The following is a 20,068-nucleotide window of genomic DNA, read 5'->3' on the forward strand; positions in this document are numbered from 1 at the left end:
CGATGCGGCAGGAATATTCCTGCCGTATTTGTAAATAAAACAAATTACCATGAGCGAGGTTTTAATACAGAACGAAACTTTTATCAACCTGCTGAATGAAGTAGGTATTTCTGAATACACTCCTTCTGCCAATGCCCAGGCATTATTGCAGGTAGAAGCGAAGTATATCAAAGACCTGAAAATAAACGTAAGCAACGTTTTAAATAATTCTCAAAACCTGAACAGGAAAGAAGCGTTATTACTGGCACTGTCTATAGCAGTAAACGAACGTTTTGATTTACTGAAACAGTCTTTCACTCAACTGGCTATCGCTGCTGGTGCTACCGAAGCAGAGATTGCAGAGGTAATTGCCTGCACTTCGCTGATGAACACCAACAACGTGTTTTATCGTTTCAGGCACTTTATGCACAAAGATTTTTACAACAACCAGCCTGCAGGCATCAAAATGAGCATTATGATGAGTCCTGTACTGGGTAAAGAATTTTTTGAGCTGTTAAGCCTGGTGGTTTCTTCTGTTAACGGTTGCGAAATGTGTGTAACCAGCCATGAAGCTTCTGTTTTACAACACAATAGCAGTGAAATTCGTGTTTTTGAAGCGGTAAAACTGGGTGCGGTAATCAAAGGTTTGATCACCATTTTGTCCTAAATATCTGAGGTTTAGGGTTTTATGTTTACTCTAACAGATTACTGTTACGGAATAGAGCCTTAAACCTTAAACTTTGTACCTTTGTTGACAAGGTAAAAGCAGCGTTATGATTAAAACAGGAAATCCCGTTATTAGCATATATACGGAAATGACACCCAATCCGGAAACAATGAAATTTGTAGCCAACAAATTATTGTATCCCGGTAAGAGTATTGATTTTGCAGATGAAAGCCTGGCTGGTCCTTCACCCCTGGCTAAAGAATTGTTCAGCTTTCCTTTTATCAGGAGCGTATTTATTGCCAGCAACTTTGTTACGCTGACAAAAACCAACGATACAGAAGACTGGCAGGATGTAATCCCTACCATCAAGCAGTTTTTGAAAGACTACCTGGAAAATGGCGGTGCTGTAATCAATGAAGAGGAAGTATCCAAAATCAAACAGGAAGCCAGCAACACCGTGGAAGCTGATGATGACGATGTTGTAAAAAGAATTAAAGAATTACTGGATAACTATGTGAAACCGGCAGTTGAAATGGACGGCGGTGCTATCCAGTTTAAAAGTTATAACGAAGGAATAGTAAACCTGATGTTACAGGGAAGCTGTAGCGGATGTCCTTCATCTATGATCACCCTGAAAGCGGGTATCGAAGGTATGATGAAGCGTATGATTCCTGAAGTAAAAGAAGTAGTAGCAGAAGCTGAATAAGCTTTTCTGCTACGCCTTTTTCTCAGCAGTTGTTACTGCCGGCGGTGAAACTTCTGTAGTAGGCTCGGTTTCTACAATGATTACCTGGGTTGTATTACTGGTTTCATCGCCTAATAAAATTCCCCAGGCCTGTGTGGATTCTATTCCATCGAATATTACTTTCAAAATAGCCATGATCGGTATCGCTAAGAACATACCGGCAATTCCCCATATGGCGCTACCTACCAACACGCCAACTATTGTAACCAGCGCATTTATTTTCACTTTAGAACCTACCACACGCGGTAATAGAATATTGCTGTCTATAATATGAACAATTACCAACACTATAGCCACACCTAGCACCGTAGCGGGTGAATTGGTGGTAAACGTAATCAGCAGACTTAATATGCAGGCAGTAAAAATACCTACATACGGTATCAGGTTTAATAAAGCAGCTATTACACCCAACATCAACGCATATTTTACACCCAGTATAAAAAAGCCGGTGCAGTTCATAATGGCTACAATGATCATTTCAATGATAAGACCAGCAATGTAGCTTTTAATCACATGGCGGGTTTTGCCCATAATATTTCTTACCGCAGGGCTGTGTTCTTCCTGGAAACTGCGTATGAAAAAGCGGGTGATAATGCCCCTATACAATAACAATAAAAAGGTATAAATAGGAATCAGCACCATGTAAATAACGGCGCTGGATAAAGTGGAAACAGTGGTGCCTACTACTGTAGAAGTGTGTGACAATGTTTGCGAGCTGGCTGAGTTTAAAAACTCACGCATTTTAGCGCCGCTGATGTGAAAGCGTTCCTGGATACTGTTTTCGAGATTTACTAATGCCCCCTGCAATTGCACACCCAGTTTGGGTAAATCGTTTTGAAAGCTTACCAGTTGTGAAAAAATGAAATAGAGTATTATGCCAATGATGATAATGAACAGCAGCACAGATAACGCGGCAGCTACGGTACGTGGTACTTTACGCTTTTCCAGAAAATCACAAGGCGTCATTAATATAATACTGAACAAAGAAGCAAAAGCCAGTGGTACTAATATGCTATGACCCACGTACATGATAAAACCAATCAATACAATGCTGATCAATGTATGGCTGAGTTTCATATAAAAAGGCTGCGGACTGGTAAGGGGCATAACAATTGATTTGTACTATTGTAAATATAATACTAAAAGCCACTGCAAATCAGTGGCCATCTTCGCCTTTATCTTTGATAAATAATGGAATTACTGTTTCACCAGTTTATGGATGGGCTTCGGGCTACTACCTGGCCTGAGTTTATGGCTGTACTCACCGGTATTGCCAGTGTGTATTTTTCCCGTTCGGCTAATATACTCGTGTATCCTTTTGGTGTTATCAGCACGGCTATTTATGTATACATCAGTTTTGCCGGCGGTCTGTTTGCGGAAGCTGGCTTAAATATCTACTATGTTATCATGAACCTGGCCGGTTGGTATATGTGGTCGCGCCGCACAGATACAGGCGAAAAGGTTTTACACATCACCACATCAAATGGTCGGGACTGGCAACAAACACTGTTGTTTTTTGGCGGCATGTGGCTTGCTCTCTGGTTACTGTTACGAAAATTTACTACCAGCACGGTTCCTCTGGAGGATGCATTGGCTTCTGCTTCGGCTTATACAGGCATGTTCCTGATGAATAAAAAGAAAATGGAGAACTGGATCTGGTGGATTATTACTAATATCGTTTCCATTCCCTTGTATTTTATCAAGGGATATGTATTTACGAGTGTTCAGTTTATTATTTTTCTGGCGCTGGCTATTTCAGGTTGGATAGTATGGTATAGAAAATGGAAACAGGAAAATTTGATGGCATGAAGAAAGTAGTGGTGATAGGCCCGGAGTCAACGGGCAAAAGTACCTTATGCGAGCAGTTGGCAAAACATTACCAAACTGAGTGGTGTGCCGAGTATGCACGTGAATATCTGTTAACTCATGGCAGTAATTATACTTTCGACAACCTGCTTACCATTGCTCAGGGGCAAATAGTGCTGGAAAACCAACACGCAGTTTCTGTTGCGCAAAAGCAAAATCCTTTTCTTTTTATTGATACGGATATGTATGTGATGAAGGTTTGGTGTGAATATGTATTCAACCGTTGCCATCAGTGGATACTGGATGAAATTGTATCGCGTAAATACGATCTGTATCTGCTGTGTAATATTGATCTGCCCTGGGTAAAAGATGAATTACGCGAATACCCGGACGAACAACCACGTCGTGAACTATACCAGATTTACAAGGATATCATGATTAATCAATCCACACCTTGGGTGGATATCAGTGGTAATTACGATGAACGTTTACAAAAAGCCATTGCAGGCGTAGATACATTCATTACCGCCGGATAGTCCAGGTTAATTTGTTCTAAGCGTAACGTCAGTAATCCGTTTTCACCTTTTTATCAAAGGGCAGTAATAACTGCTCTTTCAGATTGCCATCTTCCCTGCCGGTTAGTACGTCCAGACCGTATTGCAGTTTGTTAGTATCGGCATTGGAATAGGTGCCGAAAAGTCTATCCCAGAATGAAAAGATGTTTCCATAGTTACTGTCGGTTTCGGGCCGCACATAATGATGATGTACCCGGTGCATGCCAGGTGTAACAATTACCAGTTTTATAAGACGATCTGCCCAACGAGGAAGCTTAATGTTAGCGTGGTTAAACTGGGAAAGCACTACTGATAAGGATTGATATAACATCACCAACCAGATAGGAGCGCCGCTAACAAAAACGGCTATAATAGTAAACACGGCTCTGAAAACGCTTTCACCGGGGTGGTGGCGGTTAGCCGTGGTGGTGTCTACATATATATCAGAGTGGTGTACCATGTGAAATTTCCACATCCACTTTATTTTGTGTTCGATAAAATGCACGAGGTAAGCACCTACCAGGTCCAGCACCGGCAAACCAATCAGTAATGTTAACCATAAGGGAGAGTTGAGCCATTGCACCAGGCCAAAATGATGATTTACACACCAGTCACTGCTTAATACAATTAGCAAGGCAAAACCAAAATTGATAATGATAGTGGTAAACGTGAAAAAGAAGTTGATACCTGCATGCCGCCATTTGTTATAAGTAAATGATACCAGCGGAATGGCTGATTCTATTAACCAGAAAAGGGTGATACCACCTGCCAGAATTAGCGCACGATGGGCAGAAGGTATGTGTGAGAAATATTGGGCTATTGTTTCCATGGCAAGCTTTTTACAGCTATACCAATTTACAAAAAAACTCCCGTTTGCGGCGGGAGTTTCTTCTTATCAAAAAGTTGTATTCTTAGCTGTTTAACATCAGTGGCATCACCAGCATCAGTAATTCTTCGTTTTCAGCCTGTTCGGTAGGTTTGATGATACCGGCTTTGGTAGAAGTAGATAATTCAATTTTTACTTCATCGCTGTTGGCAGCGTTCAGCATTTCAATCAGGAACTTTGCGTTGAATGCAATCTGCAGGTCTTCACCATCATATTGACAGTTCATGCGTTCGTTACCTTCAAAGCTAAAGTCAACGTCCTGTGCAGCCAGTTGCAGTTCGCTTCCGCTAATGCTCAGGGCTACCTGGTTAGTGCTTTTGTTACTGAATACGCTTACACGACGCAGTGCGCTTTGGAAATCAGCTTTGTTTACCAGCAGCTTATAAGGGTTATCGGTTGGGATAACTACTTTATAATCAGGGAAACGAGCGTCGATCAGGCGACAAATCAATTGGGTAGAACCGTGTGTAACAAACAGGTGGCTGGCGTTGTAGTTCAAAGTCAGCTCATCTTCGTTGTCTGGTAAAGCATTTTTCAACAGGTTCAAAGGCTTTTTAGGCGCAATGAAGCTATCCGCTTTAGGACAGGTAATGTTTGTTTTTTTATAGCGAACCAATCTGTGTGCATCTGTAGCTACAAACTGGATAGCATCTTTATGTAATTCAAAGTAAACACCGGTCATTGCAGGACGCAGGTCATCGTTACTTACTGCAAACAAAGTTTTGTTGATGGCAGTTAATAATGCGTGGCTGCTGATAGTAAAGCTGTTGGTATCATCTGCTACTGGCTCTTTCGGAAAATTGTCCGGGTTCTCGCCCATTACTTTGTACTTACCATTGTCGCTGGTAATTTCAATAGCGAAGTTTTTGTCGATACTGAAAGTAAGAGGTTGATCCGGGATATTTTTAAGAGAGTCTATCAGAATTTTTGCCGGGATACACACTTTACCGTTTGCCTTACTTTCCACATCCATCTGCACCCGCATTACTGTTTCCAGGTCGGTGGCTACAATAGTCAGCTTTTTTTCCTCAATTTCAAATAAGAAATCTTCCAGAATAGGCAGAACCGTATTAGAGTTAATTACCCCGCTGATTTGTTGTAAATGTTTCAATAATGAAGAAGACGATACAATAAATTTCATACTGTCACTGCAATTTTTGAGTTGGCAACAAACCTACAGCAAAAAAATTAATATACAGTCAATAGAATTGCGTATAACCTGTATAAGTACGCGAATGTGAATTATTTGTACACCAAACGGGTCTGTTTTTAAGGAAATCCACAATTTTGCGGGGCTATGCAGCCATTCCGTAACCACATATCAAAAGAAAAAGCTATACCTAAGATCAGGCATTACTGTGCTTATCAGGAAAGAACCCACCAGGAAGTGAAAGAAAAACTATATGGTTTTGGACTTCGCAAAGATGATGTAGAGGAGATACTGTCGGGATTAATTGAAGAAGATTACTTAAATGAAGAGCGGTTTGCGTGCCAGTTTGCCGGAGGAAAGTTCCGCTTAAAAAAATGGGGTCGGGTTAAAATAATGCACGAGCTGAAACAAAAAGGGGTAAGCAGTTATAATTTAAAGAAGGCATTGACTTCTATAGATGAAGATGATTACGCTGCCACGCTGCAGAAGCTGGCTATAGATAAGTGGGATAGTCTCAAAGGTGAGCAATATCTGAATCGCCAGGCAAAAGCTATCAGCTATCTTTTGCAAAAAGGTTATGAATTGCCGCTGGCTCAAAAAGCGGTAAAAGGTTGCCGTGAGGGTAACGATCCGGTAAATGATTAAACATATTACCTTCGCTGTTCTAATAAACTAGCTATGGCACAGTTTCGAAACTTTAGAATGGTAAACTACGTGGTATACGGCAGAGGTTCGTTTAACCAATTAGACGATATCCTGTCACCACAGCGCAAGGGCGATGCGCCGATGATTTTTTTCGTAGATGAATTTTTCAGAGATAACCAGGCTTTTCTTTCCCGTATTCCTTTACGCGGAAAAGATAAAGTAGTAATAATAGATGTAGAACACGAGCCTAAAACTTCGGGTGTTGACAAACTGCGTGATGAATTAAAAGCAGAGTTTGGTGAAGTAAGTGGTATTATAGGTATTGGTGGTGGTTCTGTAATGGACACTGCTAAAGCTGTTGCATTGATGATGACCAACCCCGGTTCGTCAGTTGATTACCAGGGGTGGGATCTGGTAAAAGTGCCAGGTGTGTACAAAGCGGGTATTCCTACCATTGCCGGTACCGGTGCGGAAGTAAGCCGTACTTGTGTGCTTACTGGTCCTACCCGTAAATTGGGTATGAATTCTGACTTTACCACTTTCGATCAGATTGTACTGGATCCGGAATTATGCAAAACCGTTCCTGACAACCAGCGTTTTTACACAGCTATGGATTGCTTTATCCATTGTGTGGAATCGTTAAACGGAACTTACCTCAACGCTTTTAGCCAGAGCTATGGCGAAAAAGCCCAGGTATTGTGTGAAGAAGTGTTCCTGGACAAAGACCAGTGGGATGACGAGTGTGACGAGAAACTGGTAATGGCTTCTTATGCCGGTGGTATGAGCATTGCCTACAGCCAGGTGGGCGTGGCACACGCAGTAAGTTATGGCCTGGCCTACGTGTTGGGTACCAAACATGGTATTGGTAACTGTATTGTATTTGACAAACTAGAAGAATATTATCCCGAAGGCGTTGAGAAATTCAAACGCATGGTGGAGAAGCATAAAATAGAAATTCCGCAGGGAATTACTAAAGGACTTACTGAAGAGCAGTTTGAAAGCATGATCTCTGTATCGTTGGGTATGAAGCCTTTATGGGAGAATGCCTTGGGTAAAGACTGGGAAAAAATAATGACCCGCGAAAAATTACGCGCTTTATACGAGCGTTTATAATTCATTACCAACATTTTAGTGAATAAAACGACCAGCGGTAAACAGCAGGAATTTTTACTCCTTTTGTTTGCCGCTTTTTATTTTTTATCCTGTAAACTTTAGCATTACTTACTATACGTGCCAAAAAAATTGGATAAAAAACTAAATAAGTTAGTGTTGATAATAAAATTATTGTACTTTTATGGCGTTGTTACATTTGACAAACGAAAACACACTAAAACATACTTACTATGTCTAATGCAGATAAACTGAAAGCGCTGAAATTAACAATTGACAAAATTGACAAGGATTTTGGAAAGGGCAGCGTAATGATGATGAATGAGCGTACTGATAAGCAACTGGAAGTAGTTTCTACCGGTTCTATTGGTTTAGATATTGCGCTTGGCGTAGGCGGTTTACCTAAGGGAAGAATTATTGAAATATATGGCCCTGAATCTTCTGGTAAAACCACTTTATCTACACACGTAATTGCGGAAGCACAGAAAAAAGGTGGCATCTGCGCTATTATAGATGCGGAACATGCTTTTGACAGCGCTTATGCCAGAAAACTTGGCGTTGATGTAGACAGCCTGTTAATTTCCCAGCCCGATTATGGTGAGCAGGCGCTGGAAATTGCCGATCGTTTAATTTTATCCGGTGCATTGGATGTAGTAGTAATTGATTCTGTTGCGGCGTTGGTTCCTAAAGGGGAACTGGAAGGCGAAATGGGCGACAGCAAAATGGGCTTACAGGCGCGTTTGATGTCTCAGGCGCTGCGTAAGTTAACCGCTACCATCAGCAAAACAGGTACGGTATGTATATTCATTAACCAGTTGCGTGAAAAAATCGGTGTTATGTTCGGTAACCCCGAAACTACTACCGGTGGTAACGCGCTTAAGTTCTACGCTTCTGTAAGGTTGGATATCCGTCGTTCTACTCAAATTAAAGATGGCGATGAAGCAGTAGGTAACCGCGTTAAAGTAAAAGTGGTTAAAAACAAAGTAGCTCCTCCATTCCGTAGCACCGAGTTCGATATCATCTTTGGTGAAGGTATCAGCAAAGTAGGCGAAATCATCGACATGGGTGTTGAGCTGGGTATTGTTCAAAAAAGTGGTAGCTGGTTCAGCTACGAAAGCAATAAGTTAGGCCAGGGTCGTGATGCTGTGAAGCAGTTAATGCACGATAATCCAGAGCTGGCTGCAGAAATCGAAGGGAAAATAAGAGCCAAAGTGGCACAGGCCGCAGCTGGCATAGCAGAAGTAAAACCTGCTGTTGCTGAATCTGCAGAAGCCTAATCCATGGCGGTTGCCAAGTATATGTTTGGGGGTTTAGTAAGTATGAGCCATCCCGGGTCTCCGGGATGGCTATTTTATTTTTACCTTTAACGGGTTATGTACGAACAACTTCGCCAGAACATTACCCGAAAAGTTTCTCTTACCAACAGTGAATTTGAACAAATCGAAGCTGTGGTAAAACCGCTTTCTATCCGAAAGAAATCGCGTGTACTTACGGCCGGCGAAATATGTAACTACACCATTTTTGTAAACAAGGGCTGCCTGCGGTCGTTTTCTGTTAATTCCAAAGGGGTTGAATCTATTGTGCAGTTTGCTTTTGAAGATAACTGGATCAGCGATTTGTACAGTTATGTTTCAGAAGCGCCTTCGCTTCTACATATAGAAAGCGTGGAGGATTGTGACTTGTTACTGCTTTATAAAGAAGACATGGAAAACCTCTTCAACAAAATTCCTATGCTGGAACGTTGGAAGCGGTTATTACTACAAAATGCCTACGTGGCTGTACAGCGCAGGCTCAACTCCTCCCTTAGTGTTACTGCCGAAGAGCGGTATGCCGAATTACTTCATTCCCATCCGGATATTGCCAATCGTGTACCCCTTATTCATATTGCTTCTTACCTCGGTATTACGCCTGAAAGCCTTAGCCGTATCAGGCGGCAGTTACTGACTAAATAGCTCAAAATCCAATGCAGCTTTACTGCAATTTGAAGCAGATGTTACTATGTGGAAATATCTTATTATTGCGTATGCCGAAAATTAAAAAACTAGCAATCAACAAAAGGATTGCCATGGTTGCGCATGATAACAGGAAAGCAGATTTGATAGAATGGGCTACTGCCAATAAAGAGCATTTGGCGCAGCATGATTTAATAGCTACAGGTACAACAGGTAAATTGCTGGAACAAATGCTGGGCGTACCGGTAAAGCGGGTACTAAGTGGTCCGCTGGGCGGTGACCAGCAGCTGGGGGCAATGATTGCAACGGGCGATATAGATGTAATGATCTTTTTCTGGGATCCGATGGAAGCGCAGCCGCACGATAGTGATGTAAAAGCATTGCTTCGTTTAGGAGTTGCCTGGAACATTCCTATGGCCATGGATAGGGCCACGGCAGATTTTCTTATGACCTCTCCTTACATGAAAAGTGAATATGAGGCTGATGTGCCTGATTACACGGGTTATTTATCGAGGGGCATTCACACCTAAATCTCAGCATAAAATGAAACCCACAATTGTTACCGGTGCAATGGCAGGTTTACTACTGATGAGTAGTGCAGCTTTAGCACAATCCAATACCAAACCGTTGGCAGGTTTTACCGAAAAAGCCAGCCAGACACAACTGCAAAACGAAGCGAGGTTCGACCAGCTGATCAGTGCAGATAATATTGGCAAAACCATTTACGAATTTTCTGCCCGTCCGCATCATATAGGTTCTGCTGCAGGTAAAGCAGTGGCCGGGAAAGTAGCGGCCCGGTTTAAGGAGTACGGTTTTACTGTCAATATTGAAACCTTCCAGGTTTTGTTTCCCACACCCAAAGTGCGTGAACTGGAATTAACCTATCCCACCAAATACAAAGCAGTACTGAAAGAGCTGGCTGTAAAAGAAGATCCCAGTTCATCACAGGAAGGGCAATTGCCTACTTATAATGCCTGGGGTGCAGATGGGGATGTGAATGGAGAACTGGTGTTTGTAAACTATGGGCTGCCTTCTGACTATGAACAGCTGGAAAAGCTGGGCATTGATGTGAACGGCAAAATTGTAATAGCCAAATATGGCCGGTCCTGGCGTGGCATTAAACCTAAAATAGCGCAGGAACATGGCGCTATAGGTTGTATCATTTACTCCGATCCCAAAGATGATGGGTATTACCAGGGCGAGGTGTATCCAAAAGGTGCTTTCAAAAATGAATATGGTGTGCAGCGTGGTTCGGTAATGGATATGGTAGTGTATCCCGGCGACCCGCTTACTCCTAATATCGCTTCTACAGAAAATGCGCCCAGGCTGGAAAGATCTAAAGCAGCCAACTTATTAAAAATACCGGTACTGCCTATCAGCTATCACGATGCTAAACCTTTATTGGAAGCATTGGGTGGCCCTGTGGCTCCGGAAGATTGGCGTGGTGCTTTGCCTATTACCTATCATGTAGGTCCGGGCAGCGCCAAAGTGCATTTACATGTAGAATGCGAATGGAAGCAAACACCCTGTTATGATGTTATTGCTACTATGCAGGGAGAGGCTTATCCTGATGAATGGGTAATAAGAGGTAACCACCACGATGCCTGGGTAAATGGTGCTGCTGATCCGGTTAGTGGCCTGGCTGCTTTGCTGGAAGAAGCAAAAGCTATTGGACAACTGGTGAAACAAGGCTGGAAACCACAACGCACCCTGGTGTATTGTGCATGGGATGGAGAAGAGCCGGGTTTAATGGGTTCCACCGAATGGGTAGAAGCACACGCGGATGAACTGGAACAAAAGGCAGTTATTTATATCAACACCGATGGCAATGGTCGCGGCTTTTTACAGGCTGGCGGTTCACATGCCCTGGAGCCTTTAATGGATGATATTGCCAAAGCAGTGATTGATCCACAAACCAAAGTAAGTGTTTACGAACGTAGAAAGGCAAATGATATTATTAAAGCATCTACCCTTATTGCCCGTAAAGATGCGTTGGCTAAAAGATCACTCAGTTTAAGTGCGCTGGGTTCAGGTTCTGATTATACTTCTTTTCTGCAGCATGTGGGTGTGCCCAGTTTAAACCTGGAGTTTGGTGGAGAAGATGATGGCGGAGAGTATCATTCTATTTATGATTCCTACAGCAACTATGTACGTTTTAAAGATTCTGGCTTTTTATATGGAGCAGCGTTGGCACAAACTGCGGGTCGTGTAGCGTTGAGAATGGCAAATGCAGAAATCCTGCCTTTTAATTTCCGTACATTATATACAACCGTAAACGGATATGTTACCGATCTAATGAGCCAGGTAGAACAGATGCGGGAAGCTACCAATGTAGAAAACCAGATACTACGTGGTCGTGCTTATAAACTGGCAGCTGATCCTAAAACGTTGAGTATTGCGCCAAAGCCAAAGGAGGAATTGCCTTATATGGATTTTTCGCCTTTGCAAAACGCCATGCAGGATTTTGATAAAGTAACCCGGCTGGCGGGAGATTCGTTGAGCAGGTTTTTGCTTACCACCAACGATCATGGGCCTATCAATAAATTATTATTCCAGGCAGAGCAACAGTTAATGAATCCGAAGGGATTGCCTAGCCGTCCCTGGTTTAAACATACTTTATATGCTCCCGGATTTTATACGGGCTATGGTGTAAAAACAATGCCGGGTATACGGGAAGCTATAGAACAGCGTAAGTGGAATCAGGCGCAGGAACAAATTAATTTGGCTGCCGATGCCATTCGCCAGCTGGCTGATCATTTATACCTGCTGGCAAAACTGGCGGGCTAACAATATTATGGTAAAGTACTGGTGGTGGTGGTAATGCGCCCATCTGCGTAACCCACCACCGCTATATCTGCCATGTTCGGAAACAATCCAGTTTCTACTACACCGGGTATGTTATGTATAGCTTCATTGAGCTCAGGTGTATCTGTTATCTGCGAGAAGTGGCAATCCAGTATATAGTGGCCATGATCGGACACAAAAGTTTCCCCGTTCTTCTCCCTTAACTCCACCAGCTGACAGCCAAGTTGCTGTATTATTTTCTTCTGTACCTGCTTCCATCCAAATGGAATTACTTCTACAGGCAAGGGAAACCTGCCCAGCACATTCACCATTTTACTTTCATCGGCCAGTATAATCAGTTGGCGCGAAGCAGCGGCTACAATTTTTTCCTGTAATAATGCACCACCTCCTCCTTTAATCAATTGTAAACCGGGGGCTACTTCATCTGCACCATCCAGGGTAAGTACCAACTGGTCTACGTTGTTTAGGTCTACCAGTGAAATACCCAGTTCAGTGGCCAGTGTTTGTGTTTGTCGTGAGGTGGGTACGGCTTTAAAATGCAGGCCTTGCTGCACACGTTTACCCAATTCCTGTAATAACCAGTACACTGTACTGCCCGTGCCGATGCCTATGGTCATGCCCGCTTCTACGTAATCGGCTGCGTATTCAGCAACCCGCTTCTTAATTTCTTCGTGGGAAAACATGTGTTTGATAATGTCTATGTACTTTAAAATTACAATATTCCGGTCAGCCCGCGTTTTTCTGGCACAAAGCTTTTAACATTCTCACAAGTGACATATTCGTAACTTGCTATACGAATATTATGCCTTTTACACTACACGCACCGTACTCTCCCGGTGGAGATCAGCCTTCTGCTATTGCCCAGTTAACAGATGGATTGAATGATGGAGAAATGTATCAAACTTTACTGGGTGTTACCGGTTCAGGTAAAACATATACCATTGCCAATGTTATTGCCAATGTGCAGCGCCCTACACTGGTGCTTACGCACAACAAAACACTGGTGGCACAGCTGTATGGTGAGTTTAAACAGTTTTTTCCTGATAACGCGGTAGGCTATTTTGTAAGCTATTACGATTATTATCAGCCCGAGGCTTACATGCCTGTGAGCGATACTTACATAGAAAAGGATTTAAGCATTAACGAAGAGCTGGACAAACTGCGTTTGCAGGCAACCAGCGAACTGCTCACCGGCCGCCGCGATATTATTGTGGTAGCCAGCGTAAGCTGTATATACGGTATGGGTAACCCTACCGAATTTGAAAACGGAATCATACGCATTCACCGGGGCCAGATGCTGAGCCGGCAGGCTTTTTTGCATAGCCTGGTAAACAGCACCTATACCCGCACACAGATAGAATTTAAGCGTGGCACCTTTCGCGTAAAAGGCGATACGGTGGATATTAACCTGCCGTACAACGACTACGGTTACCGTATTACTTTCTTTGGTGATGAAATTGAAGAGATAGAAAGTATTGATGTAACTACCAGCAAGCGTATTGCCACTGTTGATAATGCAGCTATCTTCCCGGCCAACCTTTACCTGGCGCCGAAAGACATGCAGCAGCAGATCATGTACGAGATACAGGATGAAATGATGGCGCAGGTAGAGTACTACAAATCTGTAGGTAAACTGCTGGAAGCGCAGCGTTTGAAAGAACGGGTGGAATACGACCTGGAAATGATACGGGAACTGGGTTACTGTAATGGTATTGAAAACTATTCCCGCTTTTTCGACCGCCGTAATCCGGGCACACGTCCTTTCTGTTTGCTGGATTATTTCCCGAAAGACTTTTTATGTGTGATAGATGAAAGTCACCAAACCATTCCGCAGATAGCCGGTATGTATGGTGGTGACCGTAGTCGTAAAATGGTGCTGGTAGATTATGGTTTCCGTTTGCCCAGCGCACTGGATAACCGACCGCTTAACTTTCACGAATTTGAAGCGATGACGGGACAAACCATTTATGTAAGTGCCACTCCGGGCGATTTTGAACTGGAACAAACCGGCGGTATGGTTGTAGAGCAAGTGGTAAGACCTACCGGTTTGTTAGATCCACCCATTGAAATACGTCCCAGTGTTAACCAGATTGATGACCTGTTAAACGAAATTGATAAGCGCGTTAAAAAGGGCGACCGTACCCTGGTTACTACGTTAACCAAGCGTATGGCGGAAGAGATGGATAAATACCTGCAACGCATTAATGTAAAATCGAAATATATACACAGCGATGTGGATACGCTGGAACGGGTAGAAATATTACGCCAGTTGCGTTTGGGCGAGATTGATGTGCTGGTGGGTGTAAACCTGTTAAGGGAAGGTCTTGACCTGCCCGAAGTTTCGCTGGTTGCTATATTGGATGCTGATAAAGAGGGTTTTCTTCGTAACGAGCGTTCTTTAACCCAAACGGCGGGTCGTGCGGCCCGTAACGTGGATGGCCTTGTTATCTTTTATGCCGATAAGATGACAGAGAGCATGCAACGTACCATTGACGAAACCAATCGCCGCCGCGAAAAGCAGATTGCTTCCAATATATTAAACGGTGTAACGCCTACAACGGTGAAGAAGTCGATAGAGCAGATTATGAAGCAGACTTCTGTATTGGATATTAAGGGCTACGATACAAAAGATAAATACGCTATACAGCCGGATGAAGATATTGTACACATGGCAGCGGAAGAGCAGGAGGTGTACAAAACCATTCCGCAAGTGGAAAAGGGCATTTCGAAAGTGAAAAAAGAGATGGAAAAAGCAGCACGCGACCTGGATTTCATAGAAGCTGCCCGCTTGCGAGACGAGATGTTCAGGCTTCAGAAAGAGCTGGAAGCGATGAAAAAATAGTATATTCCCTTTTAAAACCGTTACTATGATTTCACTGGCCTTATACAATCTGAAAGGAGGTGTGGGTAAAACTGCTTCTACAGTGAACCTCGCTTACCTGGCAGCGGCAGATGGGTGGAAGACGCTGGTATGGGATCTTGATCCGCAAGGATCTTCTTCTTATTACTTCAACGTAGAATCGGACGTTAAAAATGTAAGCAGGAAACTGCTTACCGACGAAATTTCAATTGCCGATGCGGCTCACGAAACAGCTTACGAAAATTTATGGGTAATCCCGGCCGACCTTTCTGCCCGTAATGCAGATGTGGTGCTGGATGAAATGAAGCAGAGCAAAAAGAAAATCAAAAACCTGCTTAGCAATGTAAAAGGTTTTGATATTGTTTTTCTGGATTGTCCTCCGGGGATTTCCCTGTTACACGATAATGTTTTTCATGCGGCGGACTGGGTGCTGATGCCTAATATACCTACCACACTTTCCATACGTTCTTACGAAACAGTGGTGGATTACTTTACGGAGCATGATCTGGACACGGCTAAGATCAAATGCTTTTTCAGCATGGTGGATCATCGTAAAAACCTGCATCACGAAATTGTACAGACGTTTTATAAAGACAAGATCTTTTTTAAAAACTATATACCCTATCTCAGCGATGTGGAGAAAATGGGTGTGAACCAATTGCCTTTGTTCGATTTTGCCAATAGTAGTTATGCCGCACAGTGTTACCGCGATCTGTGGCAGGAGATAAAAAAGACCATTCGTTAACATACCAATAAACCTATGAAAGAATGGATGCAGCATAAACTGGTAAGGATAAGTGCGCTGATTGTATTAATTATTATCAGCCTTATTGCTGTTATTATCATTATCGCCCAGGTTTATATTTCCTCCCACAAAAGCGAATTACTGCAACGCATCAATTCCCAGCTCAGTGAAGCGCTCAAGGGCGATGTTCATGTGCAAAACCTGGAAGTAAATGCCTGGGGTTATTTTCCTAACATCAACATTGTATTGCAGCAGGTAACTATTACCGATTCGTTGTATCATAAGCCACTGTTGGATGTAAAGGAAGTTTCTACCCGCATTCCTATTATGGCCATTGTGCGTAAAAAGGTAATAGTACGGTATGTAAAACTGTCTGAGGGAACGGTGCATATTTTTACTGATTCCACAGGTTACACCAATAAATATTTGCTGGCTATTAAACAACCCCGCCCCAAAGATTCCACTACCCGCCGGCAGGTGATGATTGAAGAAGTGGCTTTGCAAAACATTACGGCTGTTTCAGAAAACGCGATCAAAAACAAACGTTTTGAAATCGCTTTTAAAAAGCTGGATGCTACCGTGCGTAAAAAGGACACTGTGTATGCCATTGACCTGAGAGAAAATGTGCTGATAAAAGGGTTGGGCTTTAACCTGGAGCGGGGCAGTTATTTTACCAATAAAACACTGGAAGCCCGTTGGAAGCTGGCATATAACACCAACAGCAAAACCTTGTCTTTTCCTGATACCCGTGTAAAAATCGACAACCAACCTTTTAACATCAAAGGATTCTTTGTACTGGGCGATAGCACCCAGTCGCAATTTTCTATAGAAGCCAATACTAAAAAGGTGATGTATCAGCAGGCTGCTTCTATTTTAAACCAACGTATACAACAGCGGCTGGGCATTATCAATTTTGAAAAGCCTTTGAATGTATCGGTCTCATTACAGGGAAAACTCACGGGCGGTCACCGGCCCCGGGTAAATGTATATTGCGAAGTGGCAGATAATGCTCTGATAACACCATTGGCCCGTTTCGATCAATGTTTTTTCACGGCATCTTTTACCAATGCAGTCAGCGATACCCTGCCTTACATAGATGAAAACTCACAGATAGCGCTCAATCATTTTTCAGCGGGCTGGGGCGGTGCTGTGTTTGAAGGGGAGAAGATCATGCTCACCAACCTGGTACACCCGAATCTCTTTTTTGATGTAAAAAGCAGTTGTGCATTGTCGGCGCTGGAAGGCAAAACGGGATTACAAACTCTCCATTTTGTAAACGGCACAGCACAGATATTTTTACAGTATAATGGTCCTGTTGCTATTAACACCAATGTTACCCAATATCTCAGTGGTAAATTAATAGTGAAGGATGGCGCTGTTCAATATGAACCCCGGAATCTTCTGTTTTCACATTGTAACGGGGAAATTGCTTTTTCTCCGGACGACCTTCATACTACCAATATGGAGTGTAACGTAGGTAAAAACCATTTTACGGTTAACCTTCAAGGAAAAGATCTTCGTTCGCTTACGCTGGAAAAGGCCGAACAAAAAGCCAGCTTATTTTGTGAACTGCGTACACCGTTTTTAAACCTGGCCGATTTTCGCACGCTGTTCAGCAAAAAACAGCGACAGGCAAGTTCTGGTGGAAGGCGTATGAAATCCATGTCGCAGGTAGCGGGGAAATTTGATGACCTGTTGGAAAAAGGCACCTTCCATCTAAAAATTGGTGCAGATACCATTGAACTCAATCACTTTACTGCTACCAGCTTAAACGGCGAAGTCGTTTTCAGCAGCGACAGCTGGGATATACAACAGGTAAGTGTAGATCATGCAGGCGGATCTTTGCAAATGCAGGGTACCATCACACAGGATGGCAGCCAGCACGTGGCTTCTACCCGTATTGCTTTAAATAATGTGGATATACGGCGGGCTTTTTATGCTTTCGACAATTTTGGTTTAAAAGGGCTTAGTTCTCAAAACCTGCGGGGACGATTGAGTACCAACGCCAAACTGCGGCTGAACCTGGACAGTAAAGGGGATATTGTATCCAATACTATGAATGGCCTGGTGTATTTTTCTGTCAAAGATGGAGAGCTGATCAAATTTGAACCACTGGAAAATATTAAAAGCTTTGTGTTTCGCGATAAAGACCTTAGCCATGTACAGTTTGCCGAATTGAAAGACAGCCTTATTATCAAAGACAGTGAAATGCGCATCCAGCGTATGGAAATACAATCTACCGTTATGACCCTCTATGTAGAAGGTTTGTACAGTCTGCGGGGAAATACAGATATCAGTATCCAGATTCCGCTGCATAGTTTTTTGTCTACCCCACAGGAAAAACCTAAAAACAAGGGTGCCCATGCTAAAATGGGAGCCAGTATCCACCTCCGCGCCCGGCCCGATTTAAAGGGAAACATCAAAATCGGGCTGGATTTATTCAAAAAATACCGGAAAGAACATAAAAATGATCCTCTGTAAAGAAGCCGTAACTTTGGGTTACTGGTTAAACGTTATTGTATGAAAGTAGAGATATGGAGTGACGTAGCCTGTCCTTTTTGCTATATAGGCAAACGCAGGTTTGAAGAAGCTCTGGAGCAATTTCCACATAAAGATCAATTACAGGTAGAATGGCGCAGTTTTCAACTCAACCCTGATTTGAAAGATGGTGTGTATAAAAACCTTGAAGAATATTTAAGCAAAACCAAGGGCTGGCCGGTAGAGCAGGTGCGCCAGATACAGGAGCGTGTTACCTCCATGGCTGCAGACGCGGGTTTGCATTTCAACATGGAAAACACGGTTTTAGCTAACACCTACCGGGCACATTGCCTCATCCAGATGGCTAAGGCAGCTGGTAAAGGAGATGAAATGGAAGAAATTCTGTTTCGTGCTTACTTTATCGATGGCAAAAACGTGTCGGAAAAAGCCACTTTAACAGAACTGGGAGTAGAAGCGGGGCTGGATAGGGCGGCGGTGAGTGAGATGTTGGAAAAATACACGTATGCCAGCCAGGTGCAGCTGGATGTAATGGAAGCCAAAGCGTTAGGTGTAAACGGGGTACCGTTTTTTGTAATGAACAGGCGTTATGCTGTTTCCGGTGCGCAGGAAAGTGAAGCCTTTTTGCAAATCCTGGAAAAATCATTTGCTGAGTGGCAGCAGCAACCAACCACTCTGGAAGTAAATGAGGGCGAAACCTGCACTACCGACGGCAATTGCGGATAAAATAAATACGAGGTAAACAGGATGTTGCAATTTTTTTAGGAAATTTTATAAATATCATCCGGCAAATCCTGTTTACTTTTGAAAGGATAATGAAAAAGCTCGTAGTAGCCATATTAGCTGTTCTGTACCTGGGAGTTTCTTCCGGCGCTACTTTGCACCTGCATTTTTGCATGGGCAAGTTGCTGGGGGTAAGCCTGGTAGACAACGACAGCCATAAATGCGGTAAATGTGGAATGAAAAAATCCGCTGCGCCTGGCAAAAGCTGCTGCAAAGACGAGCATAAACTGGTAAAACTGGAGAAAGACCACACGGCATCTGCTTTTATAGAATTGATGCAGGCTCCTGTGGTATATCAACCAGTTCACCAATACCACGCAGGTATTACAGCTATTGCTGAACAGCCCGTTTTATTCCCTTCCCCGCATTCTCCTCCGCTTGCCAGCGAGGTTCCTTTGTTTGTACGTAACTGCGTATTTCGTATCTGATACTCATTTTTTATGCATACAGCCATCCTTCCGGTATGGCCAATCCTGTTTGTACCCGTAGCAACAGGTTACCAACAGTGTTCTTATTTCCCATCATTCCATTAAAAAAGTAATTGTATGAAATCAATTAAAATGTTACTGGTAGCCGTTTGTGCTATCCTGACTGTATCTCTGTTTGCCCAGGAAATCAAAACCGTGGTTATTAAAGTAAACGGTGAATGTGGCATGTGCAAAAAGAAAATTGAAACCGCTGCCAAACAACCAGGCGTAACCAAGGCCGACTGGAATAAAGACACAAAGCAACTCACCCTGTCTTACAATCCTGCTAAAGTGAATACCGACTCTGTACAAAAGAAAATTGCAGCAGTAGGTTACGACACTGAAAAATACAAAGCAGACGACAAGGCTTATGGCGAGTTAGATGAGTGTTGCCAGTACGAAAGGAAAAAACAATAAG

20 protein-coding genes are annotated in these 20,068 nt (G+C 43.1%); 16 read left to right on the plus strand and 4 right to left on the minus strand.

All coding sequences use genetic code 11. The annotated features are described in order from the left end of the window. Positions 1 to 49 precede the first annotated feature (49 nt). Both FLA_RS27985 and FLA_RS27990 read left to right on the plus strand, forming a co-directional pair. Positions 50 to 646 carry a carboxymuconolactone decarboxylase family protein gene (locus tag FLA_RS27985; protein WP_096511357.1) on the plus strand — a complete coding sequence of 199 codons (597 nt, stop codon included), beginning with the start codon at positions 50 to 52 and terminating at the stop codon, positions 644 to 646. A 106-nt stretch (positions 647 to 752) separates the two neighbouring features. Then, complete coding sequence (locus tag FLA_RS27990; protein ID WP_076376571.1) at positions 753 to 1,352, plus strand: NifU family protein; 600 nt, start codon at positions 753 to 755, stop codon at positions 1,350 to 1,352. Between the two features lie 9 nt (positions 1,353 to 1,361). On the opposite strand, the gene FLA_RS27995 is transcribed toward FLA_RS27990, so the two are convergent. Continuing rightward, complete coding sequence (locus FLA_RS27995; RefSeq protein WP_076376573.1) at positions 1,362 to 2,498, minus strand: AI-2E family transporter; 1,137 nt, start codon at positions 2,496 to 2,498, stop codon at positions 1,362 to 1,364. An 84-nt stretch (positions 2,499 to 2,582) separates the two neighbouring features. Between FLA_RS27995 and pnuC the strand changes: the two genes are divergently transcribed. Together pnuC and FLA_RS28005 are read left to right on the plus strand one after the other, a co-directional pair. Next, positions 2,583 to 3,200 carry a nicotinamide riboside transporter PnuC gene (pnuC, locus tag FLA_RS28000; RefSeq protein WP_076376575.1) on the plus strand — a complete coding sequence of 206 codons (618 nt, stop codon included), beginning with the start codon at positions 2,583 to 2,585 and terminating at the stop codon, positions 3,198 to 3,200. Next, positions 3,197 to 3,733: an AAA family ATPase gene (locus FLA_RS28005; RefSeq protein ID WP_076377382.1), complete on the plus strand. Its 537-nt coding sequence runs from the start codon at positions 3,197 to 3,199 to the stop codon at positions 3,731 to 3,733. Before pnuC ends, FLA_RS28005 begins: the two co-directional genes overlap by 4 nt. Positions 3,734 to 3,761: 28 nt before the next feature. On the opposite strand, the gene FLA_RS28010 is transcribed toward FLA_RS28005, so the two are convergent. Together FLA_RS28010 and dnaN are read right to left on the minus strand one after the other, a co-directional pair. Continuing rightward, the gene (locus tag FLA_RS28010; RefSeq protein ID WP_076376577.1) at positions 3,762 to 4,580 is read right to left on the minus strand and encodes a sterol desaturase family protein; all 819 of its coding nucleotides are present in this window, start codon (positions 4,578 to 4,580) and stop codon (positions 3,762 to 3,764) included. 82 nt (positions 4,581 to 4,662) lie between these two features. Further along, entirely contained in the window at positions 4,663 to 5,778 is a 1,116-nt protein-coding gene (gene dnaN / locus FLA_RS28015; RefSeq protein ID WP_076376579.1) for a DNA polymerase III subunit beta, read from the minus strand. Between the two features lie 156 nt (positions 5,779 to 5,934). On the opposite strand from dnaN, the gene FLA_RS28020 reads away from it, so the two are divergent. From FLA_RS28020 to FLA_RS28045, 6 genes are all read left to right on the plus strand, one after another. Continuing rightward, on the plus strand, positions 5,935 to 6,432 hold the full coding sequence (locus FLA_RS28020) for a regulatory protein RecX (RefSeq protein ID WP_076376581.1): 498 nt from the start codon (positions 5,935 to 5,937) through the stop codon (positions 6,430 to 6,432). A 33-nt stretch (positions 6,433 to 6,465) separates the two neighbouring features. Next, the gene (locus FLA_RS28025; RefSeq protein ID WP_084206048.1) at positions 6,466 to 7,545 is read left to right on the plus strand and encodes an iron-containing alcohol dehydrogenase family protein; all 1,080 of its coding nucleotides are present in this window, start codon (positions 6,466 to 6,468) and stop codon (positions 7,543 to 7,545) included. Positions 7,546 to 7,775: 230 nt separating this feature from the next. Beyond that, positions 7,776 to 8,819 carry a recombinase RecA gene (gene recA, locus FLA_RS28030; RefSeq protein ID WP_076376585.1) on the plus strand — a complete coding sequence of 348 codons (1,044 nt, stop codon included), beginning with the start codon at positions 7,776 to 7,778 and terminating at the stop codon, positions 8,817 to 8,819. A 96-nt stretch (positions 8,820 to 8,915) separates the two neighbouring features. Next, positions 8,916 to 9,494, plus strand: coding sequence for a Crp/Fnr family transcriptional regulator (locus tag FLA_RS28035; protein WP_076376587.1), 579 nt, complete (start codon positions 8,916 to 8,918; stop codon positions 9,492 to 9,494). Between the two features lie 113 nt (positions 9,495 to 9,607). Then, positions 9,608 to 10,024 (plus strand): methylglyoxal synthase, encoded by a 417-nt coding sequence (locus tag FLA_RS28040; RefSeq protein ID WP_231940342.1) that lies wholly within the window; start codon positions 9,608 to 9,610, stop codon positions 10,022 to 10,024. Positions 10,025 to 10,037: 13 nt separating this feature from the next. Then, positions 10,038 to 12,281, plus strand: a complete 2,244-nt coding sequence (locus FLA_RS28045) for a transferrin receptor-like dimerization domain-containing protein (protein WP_084206049.1) — start codon at positions 10,038 to 10,040, stop codon at positions 12,279 to 12,281. A gap of 5 nt (positions 12,282 to 12,286) precedes the next feature. Here the strand turns inward: FLA_RS28045 and rpiA are convergent, their stop codons facing one another. Continuing rightward, on the minus strand, positions 12,287 to 12,982 hold the full coding sequence (rpiA, locus tag FLA_RS28050; RefSeq protein ID WP_076376591.1) for a ribose-5-phosphate isomerase RpiA: 696 nt from the start codon (positions 12,980 to 12,982) through the stop codon (positions 12,287 to 12,289). Positions 12,983 to 13,101: 119 nt separating this feature from the next. Between rpiA and uvrB the strand changes: the two genes are divergently transcribed. The 6 genes from uvrB to FLA_RS28080 all read left to right on the plus strand — a co-directional run bounded on the left by uvrB (position 13,102) and on the right by FLA_RS28080 (position 20,067). Next, complete coding sequence (gene uvrB, locus FLA_RS28055; RefSeq protein WP_076376593.1) at positions 13,102 to 15,141, plus strand: excinuclease ABC subunit UvrB; 2,040 nt, start codon at positions 13,102 to 13,104, stop codon at positions 15,139 to 15,141. Between the two features lie 25 nt (positions 15,142 to 15,166). Further along, positions 15,167 to 15,904 carry a ParA family protein gene (locus FLA_RS28060; RefSeq protein WP_076376595.1) on the plus strand — a complete coding sequence of 246 codons (738 nt, stop codon included), beginning with the start codon at positions 15,167 to 15,169 and terminating at the stop codon, positions 15,902 to 15,904. 15 nt (positions 15,905 to 15,919) lie between these two features. Then, positions 15,920 to 18,385, plus strand: a complete 2,466-nt coding sequence (locus FLA_RS28065; RefSeq protein WP_076376597.1) for an AsmA family protein — start codon at positions 15,920 to 15,922, stop codon at positions 18,383 to 18,385. 39 nt (positions 18,386 to 18,424) lie between these two features. Beyond that, positions 18,425 to 19,126 (plus strand): DsbA family oxidoreductase, encoded by a 702-nt coding sequence (locus tag FLA_RS28070; RefSeq protein ID WP_076376599.1) that lies wholly within the window; start codon positions 18,425 to 18,427, stop codon positions 19,124 to 19,126. An 89-nt stretch (positions 19,127 to 19,215) separates the two neighbouring features. Next, positions 19,216 to 19,611, plus strand: a complete 396-nt coding sequence (locus FLA_RS28075; RefSeq protein ID WP_076376601.1) for an HYC_CC_PP family protein — start codon at positions 19,216 to 19,218, stop codon at positions 19,609 to 19,611. 117 nt (positions 19,612 to 19,728) lie between these two features. Then, positions 19,729 to 20,067 (plus strand): heavy-metal-associated domain-containing protein, encoded by a 339-nt coding sequence (locus FLA_RS28080; protein WP_076376603.1) that lies wholly within the window; start codon positions 19,729 to 19,731, stop codon positions 20,065 to 20,067. Position 20,068: the final 1 nt, after the last annotated feature.

Source organism: Filimonas lacunae (genome assembly GCF_002355595.1).
Lineage (GTDB): Bacteria > Bacteroidota > Bacteroidia > Chitinophagales > Chitinophagaceae > Filimonas > Filimonas lacunae.